Source organism: Cupriavidus pauculus (assembly GCF_002858765.1).
Lineage (GTDB): Bacteria > Pseudomonadota > Gammaproteobacteria > Burkholderiales > Burkholderiaceae > Cupriavidus > Cupriavidus pauculus_B.
Window position 1 is genome coordinate 1 of the sequence record NZ_PJRP01000023.1, and the last position, 17766, is coordinate 17766.

Genomic DNA, 17766 nt, shown 5'->3' on the forward strand with positions numbered 1-17766 from the left:
GGGTCTCGGGTCTCGGGTCTCGGGTCTCGGGTCTCGGGTCTCGGGTCTCGGGTCTCGGGTCTCGGGTCTCGGGTCTCACGATAGGCTGGCAAAGCTATGCCAGTAGTGACGTCATTGGCAGAAGCAGTGGACCGTTGCCATGCCCTCATTTCGCTCACCAGCGAGGCTGACCGAGGGCGGGAAAGGATTGCGCATCGCGTGCGCTTGCGTGCGTTGCCATAACGAGTCGAAGCGTTCAAGGAAGGCCGTCATGGCTTGTTGTTGGGCCATGCCCATATTCCGATGTCGGCTGAAGCGACCATCGGCTACCTGCTAGCATTGGCCACCGCCGATTCGATCGAGGTGAGCCGACCATCGGGCCGAACTTTGCTACAAGAGCAAAGGAAAGTCGTCAAGCGACACAGACTCGCGGTCAAGGGCAGACAACTGCCTACACGCACCGACGGCAATCGCCGGCGGCCGGGCCCCATCGCACTGACCGCAGCACGCATGCGCTTCACAACGGTGAAGCAGCAGCGACACACAGTGCAGGTCGACGCCATTGCAGACCTGGGGAATCTGGTTCCGCCTCCCCGTTTCTTCTTACCCATGCCCCGTCGAGACGCACTGCGTTGACCTCTTGATGCACGCATAGTGTCTGATCGCAATCCTTTTCTCTTTCGACCCTCGCCTCCTCAGGATCCCCTTCGTCCTTGAGGGATGCTTGCCAATATCTGTAGTGTGCGCTATATAATGCGTCGTCACTATCTGTAGTGATTGATACAGATATATGGACCAACCTTGAAATGACCAGACGCCTGCCGCACTCAAGCGAATGGCAACCGAGTCACTAAGCTTCGACAGGAGGAGCCATCGCCATGGCAGCAACGATCCAGAAGGTCCCAACGAGCGATTACGTCGCTGTGGTGGAAACCGTTCAGAAGTACGTGGACGGCATCCGCGATGGCAGCGCCGAGGCATGTGCTGCGGCCTTCTACCGCCAGGCAACGTACTTCGGTGTCATCGACGGAAAACTGACCGGCGGCAACGTAGAGACGTTCTACGAGTTTCTTCGCCAGAACGGCAATGCCCTCGAGGTTATCGCCCATATCGATGTGCTGGCGATCAATAGCACGGCCGCCGTGGTCAGAGTCGACCTGGAGAAGGACTCCATCGGGGCGGACTACAACGACTTCGTCACCCTTATCAAGACCGATGGCGGCTGGAAGATCATCTCCAAGGTGTACCACCAGTTTGGCGTCTGACGCGCTCGGCAGCACAACCATCCTTTTTATGCTCCACCTGCGCAATGGAGCAAACCTGTTACTCCCGCTGATTGGTGCGGGATAGGAGTTCGGATTTGAAAGCAATCGGCTACTTTGAGAATCTGCCGGCATCGGCCCCTGAGTCACTGGTCGACATCGTCGCGGATGATCCTGTCCCGGGCCCTCGAGATCTGTTGGTCGAGGTAAAGGCCATCTCAGTCAATCCCGTGGATACCAAGGTGCGCCGCGGCACCATACCAGGCTCCGGCATCGCGAAGATCTTGGGGTGGGATGTCGCGGGTGTCGTTCGGGCCGTTGGTAAGGACGTGACACTGTTCAAGCCCGGCGATCATGTCTTCTACGCTGGCGACATCACGCGACCAGGCGGCAATGCTGAACTGCATGTAGTCGACGAGCGAATCGTCGGCTACATGCCCCTTTCACTGAGTTTTACCCAGGCTGCCGCACTGCCCCTAACGTCCATTACGGCATGGGAGCTGCTCTTCGATCGCCTCGAAGTATCTCGGCTCGATTCCGGCAAGAACAAGCAGCTGTTGGTTGTCGGCGCTGCTGGTGGCGTCGGATCAATCCTTGTGCAATTAGCTCGTAAGTTGACGGATCTGGTGGTAATCGGGACCGCTTCTCGCCCGGAGACCAAGGCGTGGGTGACAGAACTGGGCGCACATCACGTGCTCGACCACAGTCAGCCCCTAGCGTCCGAGTTGAGGGCAGCTGGTTTGCCGAATGTGGATTTCGTGGCCAGCCTCACGGAAACGAATCAGCACCTGCCCCAACTGATCGAAGCGGTCAAGCCACAAGGGCGCATTGGCGTCATTGATGATCCCGACTCACTGGATGTCATGCCATTGAAGAGAAAAAGCATTTCGCTGCATTGGGAGCTCATGTACACACGGTCCCTCTATCAGACCGAGGACATGATCGAGCAGCACCGGCTACTCAATCGAGTTAGTAGCTTGGTGGATGATGGGTCGCTCAAATCCACGGTAGCTGAGCACTTTGGCACGATCAATGCCGCCAACCTTCGGCGCGCTCATGAGCTTCTGGAAAGCGGCAAGGCGCGTGGCAAGATCGTTCTCGAAGGGTTCAACTGATCTTCGTGCATGTCTCCCACCTTAGTTGACAGAAGCGACGACATTACCCAGTAGCCTCTTTGGGCACGGAGGCAGCGGGCGTCTATGTGCTTTGCCACAACGCCTGCTCCTCATCGCCACCCGGAATCCCCCCGCCAACAGGGACTGAACAACATGGCAAATGCATACACCAGCTGGATCATTGACGCTCCCGTGGACCAGGTTTGGGCGCTCGTGCGGGACTTCAACGGGCTACCCAACTGGAATCCCGGAATCGTCGAAAGTGTAATTGAGGAAAACGTCTCATCCGATGTCGTTGGCGCCGTCCGGAGCCTGAAACTGGCCAACGGTGCATCCGGACGCGAACGCCTGCTAGCGCTTGATGACCGCCGTTATCAGGTGATGTACAACTTCGAGCTGGCGCCTCTGCCACTCGACAATTATGTCGGCCGCATCGAACTCAAGCCGCTGACTGACGGCACTAGAACTTTGGCGATTTGGCACTCGACCTATGACGAGCGTCCTGACAATCAAATGTCGTTCCAGAGCGTCCTGGAGAGCGATGTCTTTGCTGGCGGGTTTCGCTCAATGGCCACAAAGCTAGCCGAAGAACCCACGACAGGCGAGACCAATCATTGCCGGCAGCCGTCGCCGGGCAAGGTCTATGTCGCCGAGATCATCGACGCGCCACTGGCCGACGTCTGGCCGGTGCTGCGAGCCCTGGCCGGCATTGGACCCTGGTACGCGGATTTGCAGGGAACCATTCAGTTGACGGCGCGTCCGGGACAGGTCGGCGGGCAACGCAAGCTGGGAATGGACGGTGACCTAGTCACGGAGACTCTGACCGGTCTCTCAGATCACGACCATCGCGTCTGCTATTCGGTGCGCCATGACATTGCCACTTCGCTGAACTACGACGCAACCGTGGAACTGCACCCGGTGACCATGAACAACACGACGCTGGTGACCTGGACGCTCGACTGGCCGAACGCAGACGCGCCCCCTGATGTCGTGACGCACCGAGCTGCGCTGAAGAAGGCCTTTGCGTTGCTCAAGGTGCAAGTTGGTGCCACAAATGAACCACTGTCTTGACCCGTAGCCGGCGTGAGCCATCGACTCTCACGCTGCCTCAACCTCTCATCCCCGTTTCGAAAAGGAGATCCACATGAAGCTTCGCAGCGCAATCTTGCCCATCATTTTCTTGGCATCGACTGTAAATTTTGCAAACGCTGCCACCACTGATGCAGCTGCTTCCGGCAAGCCGACCGCCAATGCCGCAACTGCCGTGGACGTCAAGGAGTATGAGGCCATTAAACGTACTCTCGGGCTGTACCTAGAAGGCGGCCGCCAAGGCAAGAGCGCGATCATGAAGCCCGCCTTCCATCCAAACGCAGTAATGTATGGCGGGGCCGGCGACTCGATGCAAGGCGGCCCAATCAAGTCGTTGTTCGAGTACATCGACGGCCACCCGCCTGCAACCGGATTGAACGCGTACATCACCAAGATCGAAGTACAGAACCAGGTCGCCTTTGCGCGTATCGAGTCGGACAACTGGAATGGTGCCCGATTCAGCGACATGTTCCTTCTCGTGAAGGACAGCGGCAATTGGAAGATCCTCACCAAGATCTACCACCAGTACGGCGCTAACTGAGTAAGTTGTTAGCCCCCTCAGTACTTTGTCACCAGAGCCCTGCTTCGTCGCGAAGTAGGCTCCGGTGGCAGTCAGCACCATTTTGCACAGGATCCCAATAGGCAGGTCGTATGGCAGATGCGGAATTCGACCGATGTAGGGGTGTGCGTGTCACATAGCTCGTTAGCAATGCTCACGTTGCCCTACAAACCCGCTGCCGCTTGAATCCGACCGGAAAAATCAGGCGTAGCGGTAGATTGCCCGAGCTGATTCCTTTAGGTCAGCGACTTCGTGCATTCACTCAATGATCTTTACAACTGTGCGCCCCTTGACCTGACCTTGCACAAACTGGTCGAACGCCATGGGGAGGGCGTCGAAGTTGATAACTCGAGTGATATCCATCAGGTTTGCCGGTCGGAGATCTGTTGCCAGACGGTCCCACGCGTGCTGCCTAGTCGGGAAAGGCATGTATCCCGAGTCAATTCCCAGTAGGCTCACGCCTCTCAAAATGAAGGGAAAAACGCTTGTTTCGAGCGTGGCGCTGGCCGCATTACCGATACTCGCCACAGTTCCCGCTTGCATCATCGTTGCAAGCAACCAATGCAGGATCGGTCCTCCAACGTTGTCGACTGCGCCGGCCCAAAGACCGCCTTCCAATGGACGCACTTGCGCATGGTCGATAGTTGAGGTCAGCTTGACTGCCGAAGCGCCCAGATTCTTCAGGTAGTCCTGCTCGGACGGCTTTCCCGTAAGAGCGACAACCTCATAGCCGAGTCCAGCAAGCATATTGATTGCCAAACTGCCCACACCACCTGTCGCACCCGTTACCACAACGGGCCCCCTGTCCGGCGTGAGACCGTTGTGCTCCATGCGCATGATGCTGAGCGCGGCAGTAAACCCAGCACACCCGAGCGCCATGCTTTCAAGCAGTGACAGGCTAGGTGGCACTCGCACGACCCACTTTGCGGGAATGCGAGCGAGTTGTGCATAACCGCCATGGTGCGACACACCGATATCAAAGCTATTCGCCAAGACGGCATCGCCAGGCTTGAAGCGCTTATCCGTGCTGTCGATGACCTCACCAGCCAGGTCAATGCCACCGACACAGGGAAAACGTCTAATTATCTTCCCCGCACCTGTGGCTGCAAGGGCGTCCTTGTAGTTGATGCTGGAGTAGTGAACACGGATGGTGACCTCGCCATCGTCTAGATCCGTCAGGGAGAGTTCGGTAAAAGCGCCTCCTACCTGACCATCGGGCGCTTTGTTGATAACAAAAGCGGAGAAGGAATTTGGGATCATTGCAACTCCCTTAGCTTACAGGTGTAGTGAAGGAAAGATCGGCTCCCAGCCGAAGTCACCGATCTAGCCGTCATACTTTGACATCCACGACATGTCGACCGGAGGCATTCCAAGCCTGAGGAATGTCTCTCCGTCCAGCGCGCCGGTGACGCCGAGGTAGGGTCGTGCGCTTGAAAGAGCAGTCTTACTGGCCAAGTCCATTTTGGAGAGCCGGTGGAAAGCACCTCACAGCCTTGATAAAGTCGAGCATCTTTTCTTGGCTTTTGATTCCCGGCGCTGTCTCAACGCCGCTGGACACGTCGACCCCATAGGGGGAGTACCTCTCGATCACACCCTGCACGTTCTCGGCATTAAGGCCGCCGGCAATCACGACCTTGCCGGGAACGCTCTGGACCCAAGTCGGAATTTCATTGAATATGCCACTACCAACGCTGGCATCGTAGAAGAAGTACTGCATCGCAGTCGGTTGCGACGGTGGCGTCGCTGAGGAAAAGGCATGGTTCGGAATGCTCGCCATCTCATAGAGTTGGACTATATCGAAATGCGCGGCGATGCTTGATACTTCATCGTATCGCAGAGCAACCACAAACGTCGACACTCTCCCCTGGGCATGTTTGGCAAGCGCCACTGCAGTTTCCGGTGAGCAGTATCGCTTACTGCGTGGACTGACAACAATTCCGATCGCGTCATATCCGAGCTCCACAGCCCAGTCGATCTGCTGCTCAGTCGTTAGACCGCAAACCTTAGCGAATGTATGTCGCATCATTTTGGTTTCCTGTCGCTTGCCTTTGCGCATCAAAATCTCGTCACCCGTCGCGCTCCAAAACTCGCGACCCACTAGCTTTCGGCGCCCACCATCCGGACTTGTGTAGAACCAGGTAGGCTAATACACCAATTGTCCCCCCCCAGAAGGCCGACCCGAGTCCATAGAAGTTCATGCCGGAGGATGTTGCCAAAAAGGCAATGATGGCGGCCTCTCGGTGATCGGCCTCGTTCACCGTTCCCATTACGTTACTGGTGATAGCTCCCAGTAACGCTAAGCCGGCCAAAACTGCGACGAAAGTCTTGGGCATGACAGCAAACAACTGGATAATCGTTCCTGCGAAACAACCACCAATGAGAAAGAAGATACCGTTGGCGATGCCGGCGACGTAGCGCTTCTCAGGGTTCTCATGGGCGTTTCGGCTGGTGCCAAGTGCACCTGTGATAGCGGCGATCGCAATCGTGACCCCACCGTAGAAGGCCATTGGTATTGATAGCAGACCGAGGGTACTGAGTATGGGCTTGGCCGACGTCGTGTACCCGGAGCCACGCAAAATGGCCATCGCCGGCAGGAATTGTCCAGCAATCGTAACCAGTATCAATGGAACCGTAAGACTCAGAGTGGATGCCCAACTCCATTGCGGCTCAATGAAGACTGGCTTTGTCGGGGTCAGCGTTATGCCCCGAAGGTCGCTTCCGCCCAGATGCACGGCAAGCGTCACGCCCACTGCTAGCAGAAGCACCAAGCAGTAGCGCGGAGAAAGTCTTTTGAAAATGATGTACGCGACGAACATGGACAAGGCGAGGAGTGGCATCGACTCCACCGACTGAAAGCCTTTCACCCCGAACTGCATCAGAATGCCAGCCATCATGGCACTTGCGATCCCTTTCGGAATCAGTTTCATCAACTTGTCGAAATAGCCGGACATCCCCACCAAGGCAATGGCCGCGCCACAGATGATGTAAGCACCGACTGCTTGATTGATGGTGACGCCCGGAAACTGCGTGACCAGTAGCGCAGCACCTGGGGCCGACCACGCCGTCATTGCGGGAACTTTCAAGAACCAACTGAGAAGGACACCTGAGATACCCGCACCAATCGAGATTGCCCACACCCATGAAGCCATCATCTCCGGCGAGACATGGGCACTCTGCCCCGCCTGGAAGAAGATGATGACGGGGCCGGCGTATGAGATCACTACCGCCAGCAAGCCTGCGCTGACCGCCGACAGTGATACATCTCGATGAATCATTCCTGAAGATCCTTTGCTGTGCGCAGGCTAGGCCGTCGCCCACCCAATGAGAGCTATTGTATTGTCCAAGTCATTCGTGATAAATGACCTACGTTTGCCATCTAAGTTTAAGAAACTTAAACAATTTGTCGGCTATGGATTACTTTCAGGCGATGAAGGTGTTTGTGCGGGTCGTAGAAGCGGGCAGTTTTACCAAAGTAGCCAGTGACCTTGGAATCTCCCGCGGATCTGCAACGATTCTGATTAAGCAACTGGAGTCCCATCTAGGCGCACGGTTGCTTCAACGGACAACCCGCCAGGTCACTCCGACGCTTGACGGAAGCGCGTACTATCAGCACTGCCTCAACATTCTCGCCGAGATGGAGGAAGCGGAAAGCGTGTTTTCCCAGAGCGCCTCGCACCCTCGAGGACGTTTGAAAGTCGACTTGCCAACATCGCTTGCCCGCTTGGTAGTCATTCCCGCGCTCCCGGACTTCTACGCGCGCTTTCCCACCATTACGCTTGAAGTCGGAGTAGGCGACCGCATGATTGATCTCGTCGCCGAAGGCGTCGACTGCGTGGTGCGCCTCGGTGCTCTTGCTGACTCGACACTAGTTGCGCGCAACCTGCCTGCACTCACACAGGTTACGTGTGCCAGTAGCGACTACGTTGCGAGATTCGGGCAGCCTTCGACATTGGAAGAGCTAGAGGGTCACGAGTGCGTGGAGTTCTTGTCGATCAATGTCGGTCGCCTACAACCGTTGGAATTCTGTTGTGATGACCGAATTGAACTGCGCCAGTTGCGCGGACGCATAACCGCTCGGCATGGTGAATCGTACGTCTCCGCAGGAGAAGCAGGTTTGGGGATTATTCAGGTACCCCTGTACCACGTTGCATCACAACTGCGGGCGGGTACATTGCTCGAATTGCTGCCTCAGTATCCGCCACCTAAGCTCCCCATCACCGTCCTCTACCCTCACCACCGACACTTGACGCCACGACTCCGCGTCTTCATTGACTGGTTGGTCTCTGTGTTTTCCTCTGACATTGCTGCCTCCAGGTAGTCCCGGCAAGGCACCTCGCGCCCGGAGCGACGGCGTCGCCCGGAAATGCCGTCGTGGGTACCTGGCTGCGAACACTCGCGTTTGCCGCCTCAGACACTTTGACGGGGATTCGCGTCAAAAACAGACCGAAACGATTGTTTTTGCGCGGAAATCGCGGTATGTTGCTAGCTTGGTGTAAGCATTGCTTCTTGGCTTAGGGAATATAAAAAATGGAGAACGCTATCCGCTCGGAGCGCTCGCGCAAGATGATCCTTGACGCGGCCCTTGCCATCTTGGCACGTGAAGGCCCGGGCAAGCTAACAATCGAAGCTATCGCGCTGGAAGGTGGCATCAGCAAAGGGCGCGTCATGCACCAGTTTCGCACCAAAGCTGCCGTGGTCGAAGCGCTACTGGAATCGCAGATTGAGCGCATCCAACAGTTCGAGAAGAAGTACTTTGAAGGCGTAGGCTCTGACAGCCCGGAGCCCCAGCTCTCGGAACAAATTCTTGCGTATCGTGAGTCTGCCGCTCACCCACATTCGTTTGTACTGGCAGTCCTTGGCGCCATCGCAGAGAATCCGGAACTAATGTCGACAGTGCGGTCCGATACCGCCCGGAAGATTGCGAGAATCCAGGACGAGGCTGACGACGCGGATCTAGCACTGCTACGTTGGCAGGCTGCCAGAGGGATAGTGCTAGGCAAGATGCTCGGTATGTGTCCGCTAACGCAAGCAGATCGTAGTCGCCTGTTTGACCGACTACTCGACAAGGACGCGTGGTCGGTGCACTCCACACCAGAAAAACCAAAGCGCGCCGCGCCCCGTCGCGCAAAATCAACGACATAGTCTCCAACCAATCGCATGCAGCCCTTCGGCTGCATGCTTCGTTTTGGGGCATCTCACGCACCAAATAAAAACCGAACATTTGGTTTGCAAATTGAGGTGACGCTGCTATAGTCCGTTCCACCATCAGCCCCCAGAAGGAATGGAATCATGCGTTTTGTCCGAGACACGAGGCATCTGCTTGCAGCAGCGCCGATCGTCATCGTCATGGCCGGTTGCGCCAGCCCCAAGCCCCTCCCCTATTCCGGCATTGCCTCATCGTCGGCCATGACTCCGAATACCCGAACGGACGACGCACGGACACCATATGCCTATGTGACACCGGTCGACTGGCAAAAGTACAAATCGATGGTCGTGGAACCCGTGGCCATTTACCGCGGCCCGGATCAACAGTTCGGGGAGATGTCTAACGAAGACAAAGCGGAACTGGCGCGCTACATGCATTCGGAGTTTTCCACGAAGCTTCGAACACGCTTCACCCTCACGGGAAACTCGGGAGCGCCTGATGCTCTCCGCCTGAAATTGACTCTGACAGGTGCCGGCACCACGTCAACCGTCCTCGGCCCGTTTCTGCACTTCGATATCGCCGGGAATCTTTACAACGGAGTGCAAGCGGTCCGTGGTCGGGAAGGTGCATTGACCGGCTACGTGATGTACAGCGTCGAGATATTCGATGCGCAGAGCAACAAGTTGCTTAAGTCCTACGTCACCAAGCAGTATCCGAATGCCATGAACATCGTCGCCGCCTTCGGCTCTCTAACGGCCGCAAAGACAGGGATCGACAAGGGAGCAGATTCCCTGGTGGCCGACCTCCGTTAGTTTGCTGCGTCGTGCAATTGCCTCGACTAGGAGCTCTTAATGGACCTACGCCGTTGCGTTGCGATAGTCGTCGGTTGGTTGGCAATCTGTGTAGGAAGTGGCTGGCTAATTGGTCTCATCGCTAGCGGCTTATCAAAATGAGGAACCTTGCCTGCCGTCGGTATGACTGCACCTGTGGTTCATTCACCGAGACGTTCAAAGACCAGAAGTCATGACGTACGACAGGCAACTACTCCCAAGACCAGCCGAAGATCTTCGCAACATGATTGCGTGCCGTCACTGCGATGCTATCCATCAATGTCCTCCGGTCTCTGGTAGAGATCACGCATGCTGTCTGCGCTGTGGGACAAAGCTCTATCGAGGATTTCGGCACCGACATCGGTACATAGTTCCGTTGGTGCTGGCAGCACTTGTTGTGCTTCTCGTTTCCATCGTATTCCCCATTGCGCACATTAATCTCCGCGGAGCGCACACGGAAACAACTATCTGGGGCGTCATTGAGGTTCTCTGCACGGAACCACAGCTCCTTCCGATTGCCGCGTTGATAGTAGTGACAATCGTCGTTTTCCCGCTAGCAGAACTCCTCCTTGTTCTCTATCTGCTCGTGCAAGTTTCGCTCCGCCGCAAGCCACGGGATCACACGTCCGTCATCAAGCACATCCGACTCTGTAGATCGTGGGGCATGCTCGACGTGCTCGTGATTTCGGTGCTCGTCATGCTGGTCAAGCTTTCGACATTCGCTCACGTATCGCCCGACATTGCCTTCTGGTCATACGTCCTTCTTATGATCTTGCTTGCTGCTTCCGTAGCATTCGACCCACAAGAGTTGTGGGACTACTTGCAGGAGGAGTAACTGTGGCACGCGCATCCGAGACTCGGAATACGGCGGCTCCGGAAGAAGAGTTGTGTTATGGGGAGATTCGCTCGCTCCCAAAGACTCTCACTGCTTCCGCCATGGGGCTCCTCGCTTGCCACACCTGCGGCACGATTGTTCCTCCAACAAATGGAACTGTCGCATGCCCTCGCTGCGGTACCGCAATGCACCCTCGAAAGCCACATAGTTTGACACGCACGTGGGCATTTCTACTGGCAGCGTACATCTGTTATCTCCCTGCAAATCTGCTGCCGGTGATGGAAACTCAGTCAATCTTCGGGGCCCAACATGACACGATATTCTCTGGTGTTGTCTACCTTTGGCTGTCCGACGCCAAGTTGCTAGCCATCGTCGTGCTCGTTGCAAGCATTGTCGTACCACTCATGAAGCTGCTCTTGCTCACTGCGCTTCTACTTACTGTGCATTTCCGCTCCACTTGTTACCTGGGGCAGCTAACCCATTTGCATGCATTCGTAGAGAAGATCGGGCGTTGGTCCATGCCCGATATTTTCGTGGTTGCACTCCTTGCGTCTCTTGTACAAGTGGGCCCGCTCGCCACCATTTCCCCCAGAAGCGGAACGCTCGCCTACTGCGCGGTAGTTATTTTTTCCATGATGGCATCGTCAAGCTTCGACACTCGACTGCTATGGGACTCAGCGGAGCCGAACGATGCAAGACGGTGAAAAATCCTCCATCAATACAAACAATCTCACTCCAGCACCAAACCCCGTTCTACGGTCGCGCGGACTTTGGACGCCGTCGCTTGTCTGGCTGATACCTCTGATCGCTGCAGGCATCGGGATTTCCTTGCTGGATCGTGTCCTGCTATCTCAAGGCCCGAATATCACAGTCGCATTCGCTTCAGCTGACGGCATCATCCCAGGGAAAACGTCCGTACGATACAAGGCAGTCGACGTTGGCGTCGTTCGGTCACTACGCCTCTCACAGGACCGTTCAAGTGTCGTTGCCAACATTGCACTCACTAGCGATGGAGAAGCTTTTGCAACAGAGGGCACGCGATTCTGGGTGGTTCGTCCGCGCGTGGCCTTGTCAGGTGTCTCCGGACTGGACACCTTACTTTCAGGCAGCTACATCGGCGTGGATGCAGGCCCGGGCACCGCGCGAAAAACACATTTCACCGGGATTGAGACGCCCCCCGTGCTGACAGACGCAGCATCGGGAAGGAAATTTGTACTGCGAGCTGCAGATCTTGGGTCCCTCGACATCGGATCCCCTGTGTTCTACCGGCGCATCCAAGTTGGACAGATTGTCGCTTACCAGCTTAACCCGGACGGTCGGGAGCTTACGGTCCAGGTGTTCATCAATAAACCCTATGACAAACTGGTAACGGCCGATACCCGCTTTTGGCACGCGAGCGGGATTGATATCAAACTCGATTCATCCGGAATCAGGCTGAGTACCCAATCTATTGCGACGGTAATGCTCGGGGGCATCGCCTTCCAAACACCCGAGGATTCCACCGACTCCTCCGCCATCAACGAGAACGCCGAGTTTTCTCTTGCGAGCGACGAAGCCAGCGCGTTCAAAGTGCGCGACGAGTTGTCACCAACGCTGGTCGTCATGAACTTCGAACAATCGGTTCGTGGTTTGTCTCCTGGCGCTCCAGTCGACTTCCGCGGCATTGTGGTCGGCAAGGTACGGTCGATAGGGATCGAATTCAGCCGATCGCAAAAGGCTTTTCACATGCCAGTCGTCGTGGAGTTGTATCCGTCACGAATCGGGATCACGCCCGGAGATCTGGCGGATAAGCGCTACGGCAAGGAAATCGCTGACGCATTGAACCAGCGAGGGTTACGAGCACAATTGCGTACCGGAAACCTTCTGACCGGTCAGCTATACATCGCGCTCGACTTCTTTCCTGGCTCACCTCCGGCCACGCTCCGTCTGGACGGCCGCTTGGCTGAACTTCCTACCGTCCCAGGCACAATTGATGAACTGCAGACCAAAGTCGGGAACATTGTCTCCAAACTAGATCGAGTTCCCATTGATCAGATTGGTCGCGACGTGAGAACGACTGTCGCGTCGGCTGACCGGATGTTGAAAAACGCCGACGCGTTGACATCACGCCTCAACGGCGAAATCGTCCCACAGCTCGGACTTGCGCTGAAAGATGCTCATCGGACTTTGGAATCCGCCAACGACGCGTTGGATCCAGAGGCTCCGATTCAGTCGGATGCAAGACGTCTAATGCAGGAATTGACTCGTTCGGCTCAATCGCTACGGACGTTGACAGACTATCTGGAACGCCACCCCGAGGCGTTGATCCGCGGGAAGGGAGGCGAATGAAAGTCATGAAGGCGACTGCAATTTTCAAACGGCATCGACTAGCGCCGTTGGCGTTGTTGCTTAGTGTAGCGATGGCCGAGTGCGCTTCACGCGAACCTCGCTATTACACGCTATCCACAACGTCGGATTTGCTACCTGTAGCGACGGAAACCGTAAACCAGAAAAAGGCTCCCCTCTGGATCGCAGTATCTCCTGTCCAGGTGCCGGAGCGGCTAAACAGAACGAATCTGATTCTAGGCCAAGGCGGCGGCAGCCAGAGAGTATTGGAGCACGATCGATGGCTGGCGCCCCTTCCGGATGAGTTTCGTGATGCATTGTCCGCACAACTTCAGTCGATACTGGGTGCAGTGGACACGTACCAGCAAGACGCCGGCCGGACTGGGCCAGCGTATCGCATTAACGTTCGAATCGTACGACTTGATGCAGAGCTAGATGGACAAGTCAGCGCCCTGGTCAGCTGGACTGTTCGCCAGTCCCCCAGCGGAACAACACGGACTGGCCAAACACGTGCGGTACTGGGCTCACCCGGCGGCGTAGAAAGGATCGTAGCCGCTTACCAGCAGTTGGTAATGAACACTGCTTACGATATCTCCGGTGCAGTGCGGAGCTTCGGTCCGTAACGGCCGCCGCAGCACACCTCGCAGGCCGAGGTCAATTGGCGCAATCGCCGCCAAAAGCACACCGGTGTTCCGCGGCTGATGGTTATGCCCGCGGAACGTTCTATGCTACGGCGATGGGTGTTAGTGGAGGACGATGCAGAGACACGATTTCGTCAGCAGGATCGCCGTAGCGCGGGAAGCGTTCCAACACCAAAGGATCGTGGCCTGGGATGAAATGGTCCGGACTCTCGCATAGCTTCATCAGTTTGAGGTAGCCATCGAGCATGTCGCCAACATGATGCACGATGGGAAACGGGGATCGCTCGAATGCATTTGCATAGAAATGACTAGCATCAGACGCGAGTACGACCCATCCACGCTCCGTGAACACCCTTACTGCCTGCAGTCCCGCAGTATGACCGCCGACGTGGATTAACTCTATGCCGTCGTTGAGGTCGGAGTCCCCATTATAAAACTCGACGCGCTTCTCGTAGACGTTGCGGACCATCTGCACGATGTGATCAACGGTATAAGCATGTCGTAGCGCATCATGTCGCATGCAGCACCCGGTAGCGAACTGCATCTCGCTCTCCTGTATGTGCACCCGAGCAAGCGGGAGTTTTCCAAGGTTTCCCGCATGGTCATAGTGAAGGTGCGTTATGAGAACGTCCCTGATGTGCTGAGGCATGATGCCAAGCGGCTCAAGCGAAGAGATGGGACACCGCAACAGCGTCCGTTTTCTTTGAGTTGCCGAAACCTCGTCGAAGCCAGTATCCACAAGCCATACCTTGGACTCGCGACGGATTACCCAGACGTAGTAGTCCATTGGCATTGGCCCCTCGTGCTCATCAGCGACCATAAAGTTTTCGCGCCGCTGGCGATTCACGGTGGCGTACCGCACCGCGTAAATTTCATGGCATGCCGGCACCATGCACTCCTCGATATCACAGGGGTTTTTGGGAATGCGACCTTCAGATGGTTCGACCGCCGTCTACCGGAAGTTCAAGTCCGGTCAGGAAGCTAGCGGCATCGCTCGCAAGGAAGACAGCTGCTGCAGCGATGTCCCGCGGTTCAGAGAAGCGGCCAAGAGGGATCGTCGCCAGGAATTTTGCGCGATTCTCTGGGGTGTCTGGCGCCCCCATGAACTGCTCAAACATTGCGGTCAGCCCCATGACCGGGCAGATGGCGTTCACACGGATGTTCTCCGGACCCAACTCGACGGCCATCGCCTTCGACAGAAGGTTGACTGCCCCCTTCGAAGCGTTGTACCAGACCAGTCCCGGACGTGGCCGAATGCCGGCTGTTGAGCCAACGTTCAGGATCACGCCACCAGTTCCACGGGCCCGCATCGTCGGCAAGACCGCTTGAGTAACGTGATAGATGGATTTCACGTTGATAGCGAACACCCGGTCGAACGCAGCCTCATCAACTTCCAGCATTGGCTTATTGTCGTGCGTGACACCTGCGTTGTTGACGACAATGTCAGGCACTCCGAACGTTTCAATGCAATGCGCAACCATCGCATCGACCTGGTCACGCTTGGACACGTCGCATGTGACTGCAGTAGCGTTAGGCCCCAAGTTATCCGCCACCCGCCGTGCCCCCGCTTCATTCACGTCTGCGACGACGACCTTCGCACCCTCCGCAATATATGCTTCCGCGATCCCCGCACCAAATCCACTTGCGGCTCCAGTGACGATTGCCACCTTACCGTCGAGCTGCTTCATTGCTGTCTCCTTGGTTGTTTGCCGCAACGAATGCTCATCGCGGCGCTTTTACTTTGCTGCATCTGCAGCTGGTTACGTCGCCTCAGAAGGAAGGTGGCCGACTGCGCTAAACAATTGCACCCTCCCTAACAAGCCAACTCCCACCTATCATTGTTCCTATCATACAATCTGTCAATCATCTTGTAATCTCATGATGGTTAGGCTCAAAAACTAAGTGAAGGAGGAGACATATGAGTGTTGCCGGGAAACTAGCCGTAGTAACTGGCGCAGGGAGCGGAATCGGCCGAGCGACGGCAGAGCTTTTCGCAGCGAACGGTGCAACAGTAGTCCTCGCAGACCGGGACGCAGATGCAACAAGAAACCTTGCGAAGGTGCTGCAGGGCTCTGTCGCCATAGAGACGGACGTTGGAGACGCCGACGACGTTGCACGCCTATTTTCGGAAGTCGAGCATCGCTACGGTCGGCTGGACATCCTGGTGAACAACGCAGGTGTGGGTGCAGTCGGCACGGTTGTGGATCTGGAAGTAGCAGAGTGGGACCGCCTTATGGCGATAAATCTCCGCGGCATGTACTTGTGCGCGAAGCATGCGATTCCGCTCATGGAACGGGCAGGTAGAGGCGCGATTGTCAACATCGGTTCCTACACCGCGCTAAGTGCCATACCCGCTCGAGCTGCATACGTGGCTTCAAAAGGAGCTATTGCCTCGCTCACCCGGGCGATGGCACTCGACCACGCTAGCCAGAACGTGAGAGTCAACTGTGTGGCGCCTGGAACGATTGAGACACCGTGGTTTGGACCCGCGTTCGAGTCGAACAAGGAGCCAGAAGAGCTACGTCGACAACTCGCCGCTCGGTGCCCAATGAATCGGATGGGTAAGCCTGAGGAAATTGCCGAGGCCGTCCTTTGGCTAGCGTCCGACCGCGCATCGTTCGCGACGGGCTCAGTCCTAGCTGTGGACGGAGGCGCCTCCATCTGGTGAAGTCAACTGACTCCCGCAATGTAGCTTTTAGTTGGTTCTGCTCCAATTAGATAAGATCATGAACGTGTTTGCGCAACTATGCAGTCGTGTCGATTCGGCGGTCTTGGACCCCGAACTGCGAAGTGTTTCCATCGGTCTTGATGCAAAGATAGGCATTCAGACCGGTTGTCTCGGCATCGGAATTGCCGTCTATGGAGGGACGATTCTCGTCAGCGGCAACCCCGATGGATCGGATGTCCTTATTCATGCCGAGAAAGATGCGTGGGAGAAAGTCTTGGCCTCACCTCCTCCGCCGACCTTCCACTCGTTCACTGCCCTGCAACTGGCCAATCCTCTATTCGAAGTCTCCGGCGATGCCGCCACCATTGCCCGGTGCCGGCCAATGCTGGAGAGGCTGTTTGAACTGGTGGTGAAAGTACCAGCCGCGGAGCCTAGCGAACGAATCTCCCGTGACCTTAGCAAGGTTCATGGCAGCTACACTTCTGTCCAAATGAGCGGGCTCGAGTATCAGGTGTACTCAGAGCGCTCGGGGACTGGCAAGCCTGTGCTCTTCTTGCACACCGCCGGTGCCGACTCCCGCCAATTTCACGGCCAATTGAGCGACGTCGAACTGGCTTCGCACTACAAGATGATTGCCCCGGACCTCCCTTTTCACGGACGATCCATGCCATCGCCAAACTGGCGGGGCGAGTCGTACAAGCTCGACAAAGCGCTATATCTCTCCTGGTGCGAGGGCATCCTCAATAGCATAGTCGGCGAGCCCGCCATCATTGTTGGTGGATCGATGGGCGCTGCCATGGCGCTAGTCTTAGCCGCAGAACGCCCTGAGCTTGTCAGGGGAGTCGTGGCAGTGGAGCCGCCGTTCCGGTCCAAGGGTCGACGCAACCCGTTCCAACATCATGCGTCTGTTCATGGCTCATTGCACAATGCCAGCTATGTCCGCGGGCTGATGAGCCCCCTGAGCCCTGAGGCGAACAGGCGCCATGCTGCATGGATTTACTCGCAGGGCGCCCCCGGTATTTACCCAGGCGATTTGGCGTTCTACAGCGATGAATTCGATGGAGCCACCGTAGGCCCGAAGATCGATTGTGAAAGAACGCCGGTCATGCTGCTCTGCGGAGACTATGACTACTCAGCTACACCCGATGATGGGCGAAAGCTACTGGAAGTCATGCCCGGCGCTTCGATGCTTGAAATGCGCGGGCTCGGACACTTTCCAATGTGTGAGGACCCTAACGCCTTTCGCCCGTACATGCTAGCCGCCTTGCAGGCCATCACCTAGGCAAGGTCATCGCGTCGGGTCGCTTTGCGATCTGG

19 protein-coding genes are annotated in these 17766 nt (G+C 56.5%); 13 read left to right on the forward strand and 6 right to left on the reverse strand.

Features of this window, described 5'->3' with window-relative positions; all coding sequences use genetic code 11:
• Positions 1 to 111: 111 nt before the first annotated feature.
• Positions 112 to 270, reverse strand: coding sequence for a hypothetical protein (locus CYJ10_RS34345; RefSeq protein ID WP_180863117.1), 159 nt, complete (start codon positions 268 to 270; stop codon positions 112 to 114).
• Between the two features lie 587 nt (positions 271 to 857).
• Here CYJ10_RS34345 and CYJ10_RS30440 point away from each other — a divergent pair.
• The 4 genes from CYJ10_RS30440 to CYJ10_RS30455 all read left to right on the forward strand — a co-directional run bounded on the left by CYJ10_RS30440 (position 858) and on the right by CYJ10_RS30455 (position 3986).
• Positions 858 to 1244 (forward strand): nuclear transport factor 2 family protein, encoded by a 387-nt coding sequence (locus CYJ10_RS30440; RefSeq protein ID WP_101685170.1) that lies wholly within the window; start codon positions 858 to 860, stop codon positions 1242 to 1244.
• A 95-nt stretch (positions 1245 to 1339) separates the two neighbouring features.
• Positions 1340 to 2356, forward strand: a complete 1017-nt coding sequence (locus CYJ10_RS30445; RefSeq protein WP_101685171.1) for a zinc-binding alcohol dehydrogenase family protein — start codon at positions 1340 to 1342, stop codon at positions 2354 to 2356.
• Positions 2357 to 2509: 153 nt separating this feature from the next.
• Positions 2510 to 3427: an SRPBCC family protein gene (locus tag CYJ10_RS30450; protein ID WP_180863118.1), complete on the forward strand. Its 918-nt coding sequence runs from the start codon at positions 2510 to 2512 to the stop codon at positions 3425 to 3427.
• 73 nt (positions 3428 to 3500) lie between these two features.
• The gene (locus CYJ10_RS30455; protein ID WP_101685173.1) at positions 3501 to 3986 is read left to right on the forward strand and encodes a nuclear transport factor 2 family protein; all 486 of its coding nucleotides are present in this window, start codon (positions 3501 to 3503) and stop codon (positions 3984 to 3986) included.
• 276 nt (positions 3987 to 4262) lie between these two features.
• On the opposite strand, the gene CYJ10_RS30460 is transcribed toward CYJ10_RS30455, so the two are convergent.
• The 3 genes from CYJ10_RS30460 to CYJ10_RS30470 form a co-directional block, all read right to left on the reverse strand.
• Positions 4263 to 5264: an oxidoreductase gene (locus tag CYJ10_RS30460; RefSeq protein WP_101685174.1), complete on the reverse strand. Its 1002-nt coding sequence runs from the start codon at positions 5262 to 5264 to the stop codon at positions 4263 to 4265.
• 184 nt (positions 5265 to 5448) lie between these two features.
• The gene (locus CYJ10_RS30465) at positions 5449 to 6060 is read right to left on the reverse strand and encodes a phosphoribosylanthranilate isomerase (protein ID WP_146002152.1); all 612 of its coding nucleotides are present in this window, start codon (positions 6058 to 6060) and stop codon (positions 5449 to 5451) included.
• Between the two features lie 10 nt (positions 6061 to 6070).
• On the reverse strand, positions 6071 to 7279 hold the full coding sequence (locus CYJ10_RS30470; RefSeq protein WP_101685176.1) for a benzoate/H(+) symporter BenE family transporter: 1209 nt from the start codon (positions 7277 to 7279) through the stop codon (positions 6071 to 6073).
• A gap of 134 nt (positions 7280 to 7413) precedes the next feature.
• Here CYJ10_RS30470 and CYJ10_RS30475 point away from each other — a divergent pair, with 134 nt between their 5' ends.
• The 7 genes from CYJ10_RS30475 to CYJ10_RS30505 all read left to right on the forward strand — a co-directional run bounded on the left by CYJ10_RS30475 (position 7414) and on the right by CYJ10_RS30505 (position 13763).
• Positions 7414 to 8322 carry a LysR family transcriptional regulator gene (locus CYJ10_RS30475; protein WP_101685177.1) on the forward strand — a complete coding sequence of 303 codons (909 nt, stop codon included), beginning with the start codon at positions 7414 to 7416 and terminating at the stop codon, positions 8320 to 8322.
• 209 nt (positions 8323 to 8531) lie between these two features.
• Positions 8532 to 9146, forward strand: a complete 615-nt coding sequence (locus CYJ10_RS30480; protein WP_101685178.1) for a TetR/AcrR family transcriptional regulator — start codon at positions 8532 to 8534, stop codon at positions 9144 to 9146.
• A gap of 147 nt (positions 9147 to 9293) precedes the next feature.
• Positions 9294 to 9962, forward strand: coding sequence for a DUF3313 domain-containing protein (locus tag CYJ10_RS30485; RefSeq protein ID WP_101685179.1), 669 nt, complete (start codon positions 9294 to 9296; stop codon positions 9960 to 9962).
• 262 nt (positions 9963 to 10224) lie between these two features.
• Complete coding sequence (locus CYJ10_RS30490) at positions 10225 to 10815, forward strand: paraquat-inducible protein A (RefSeq protein ID WP_257993606.1); 591 nt, start codon at positions 10225 to 10227, stop codon at positions 10813 to 10815.
• A 185-nt stretch (positions 10816 to 11000) separates the two neighbouring features.
• Positions 11001 to 11519, forward strand: a complete 519-nt coding sequence (locus CYJ10_RS30495) for a paraquat-inducible protein A (RefSeq protein WP_308303026.1) — start codon at positions 11001 to 11003, stop codon at positions 11517 to 11519.
• The gene (locus CYJ10_RS30500) at positions 11506 to 13143 is read left to right on the forward strand and encodes a PqiB family protein (RefSeq protein WP_101685181.1); all 1638 of its coding nucleotides are present in this window, start codon (positions 11506 to 11508) and stop codon (positions 13141 to 13143) included. Before CYJ10_RS30495 ends, CYJ10_RS30500 begins: the two co-directional genes overlap by 14 nt.
• A 71-nt stretch (positions 13144 to 13214) precedes the next feature.
• Complete coding sequence (locus tag CYJ10_RS30505) at positions 13215 to 13763, forward strand: PqiC family protein (RefSeq protein WP_257993607.1); 549 nt, start codon at positions 13215 to 13217, stop codon at positions 13761 to 13763.
• 100 nt (positions 13764 to 13863) lie between these two features.
• Here the strand turns inward: CYJ10_RS30505 and CYJ10_RS30510 are convergent, their stop codons facing one another.
• Both CYJ10_RS30510 and CYJ10_RS30515 read right to left on the reverse strand, forming a co-directional pair.
• Complete coding sequence (locus CYJ10_RS30510) at positions 13864 to 14673, reverse strand: N-acyl homoserine lactonase family protein (protein ID WP_101685182.1); 810 nt, start codon at positions 14671 to 14673, stop codon at positions 13864 to 13866.
• Positions 14674 to 14713: 40 nt separating this feature from the next.
• Positions 14714 to 15469, reverse strand: a complete 756-nt coding sequence (locus CYJ10_RS30515; RefSeq protein ID WP_101685183.1) for a glucose 1-dehydrogenase — start codon at positions 15467 to 15469, stop codon at positions 14714 to 14716.
• Between the two features lie 230 nt (positions 15470 to 15699).
• On the opposite strand from CYJ10_RS30515, the gene CYJ10_RS30520 reads away from it, so the two are divergent.
• Together CYJ10_RS30520 and CYJ10_RS30525 are read left to right on the forward strand one after the other, a co-directional pair.
• The gene (locus CYJ10_RS30520; protein ID WP_101685184.1) at positions 15700 to 16449 is read left to right on the forward strand and encodes an SDR family oxidoreductase; all 750 of its coding nucleotides are present in this window, start codon (positions 15700 to 15702) and stop codon (positions 16447 to 16449) included.
• A gap of 58 nt (positions 16450 to 16507) precedes the next feature.
• Positions 16508 to 17731 (forward strand): alpha/beta fold hydrolase, encoded by a 1224-nt coding sequence (locus CYJ10_RS30525; protein WP_101685254.1) that lies wholly within the window; start codon positions 16508 to 16510, stop codon positions 17729 to 17731.
• Positions 17732 to 17766 lie beyond the last annotated feature (35 nt).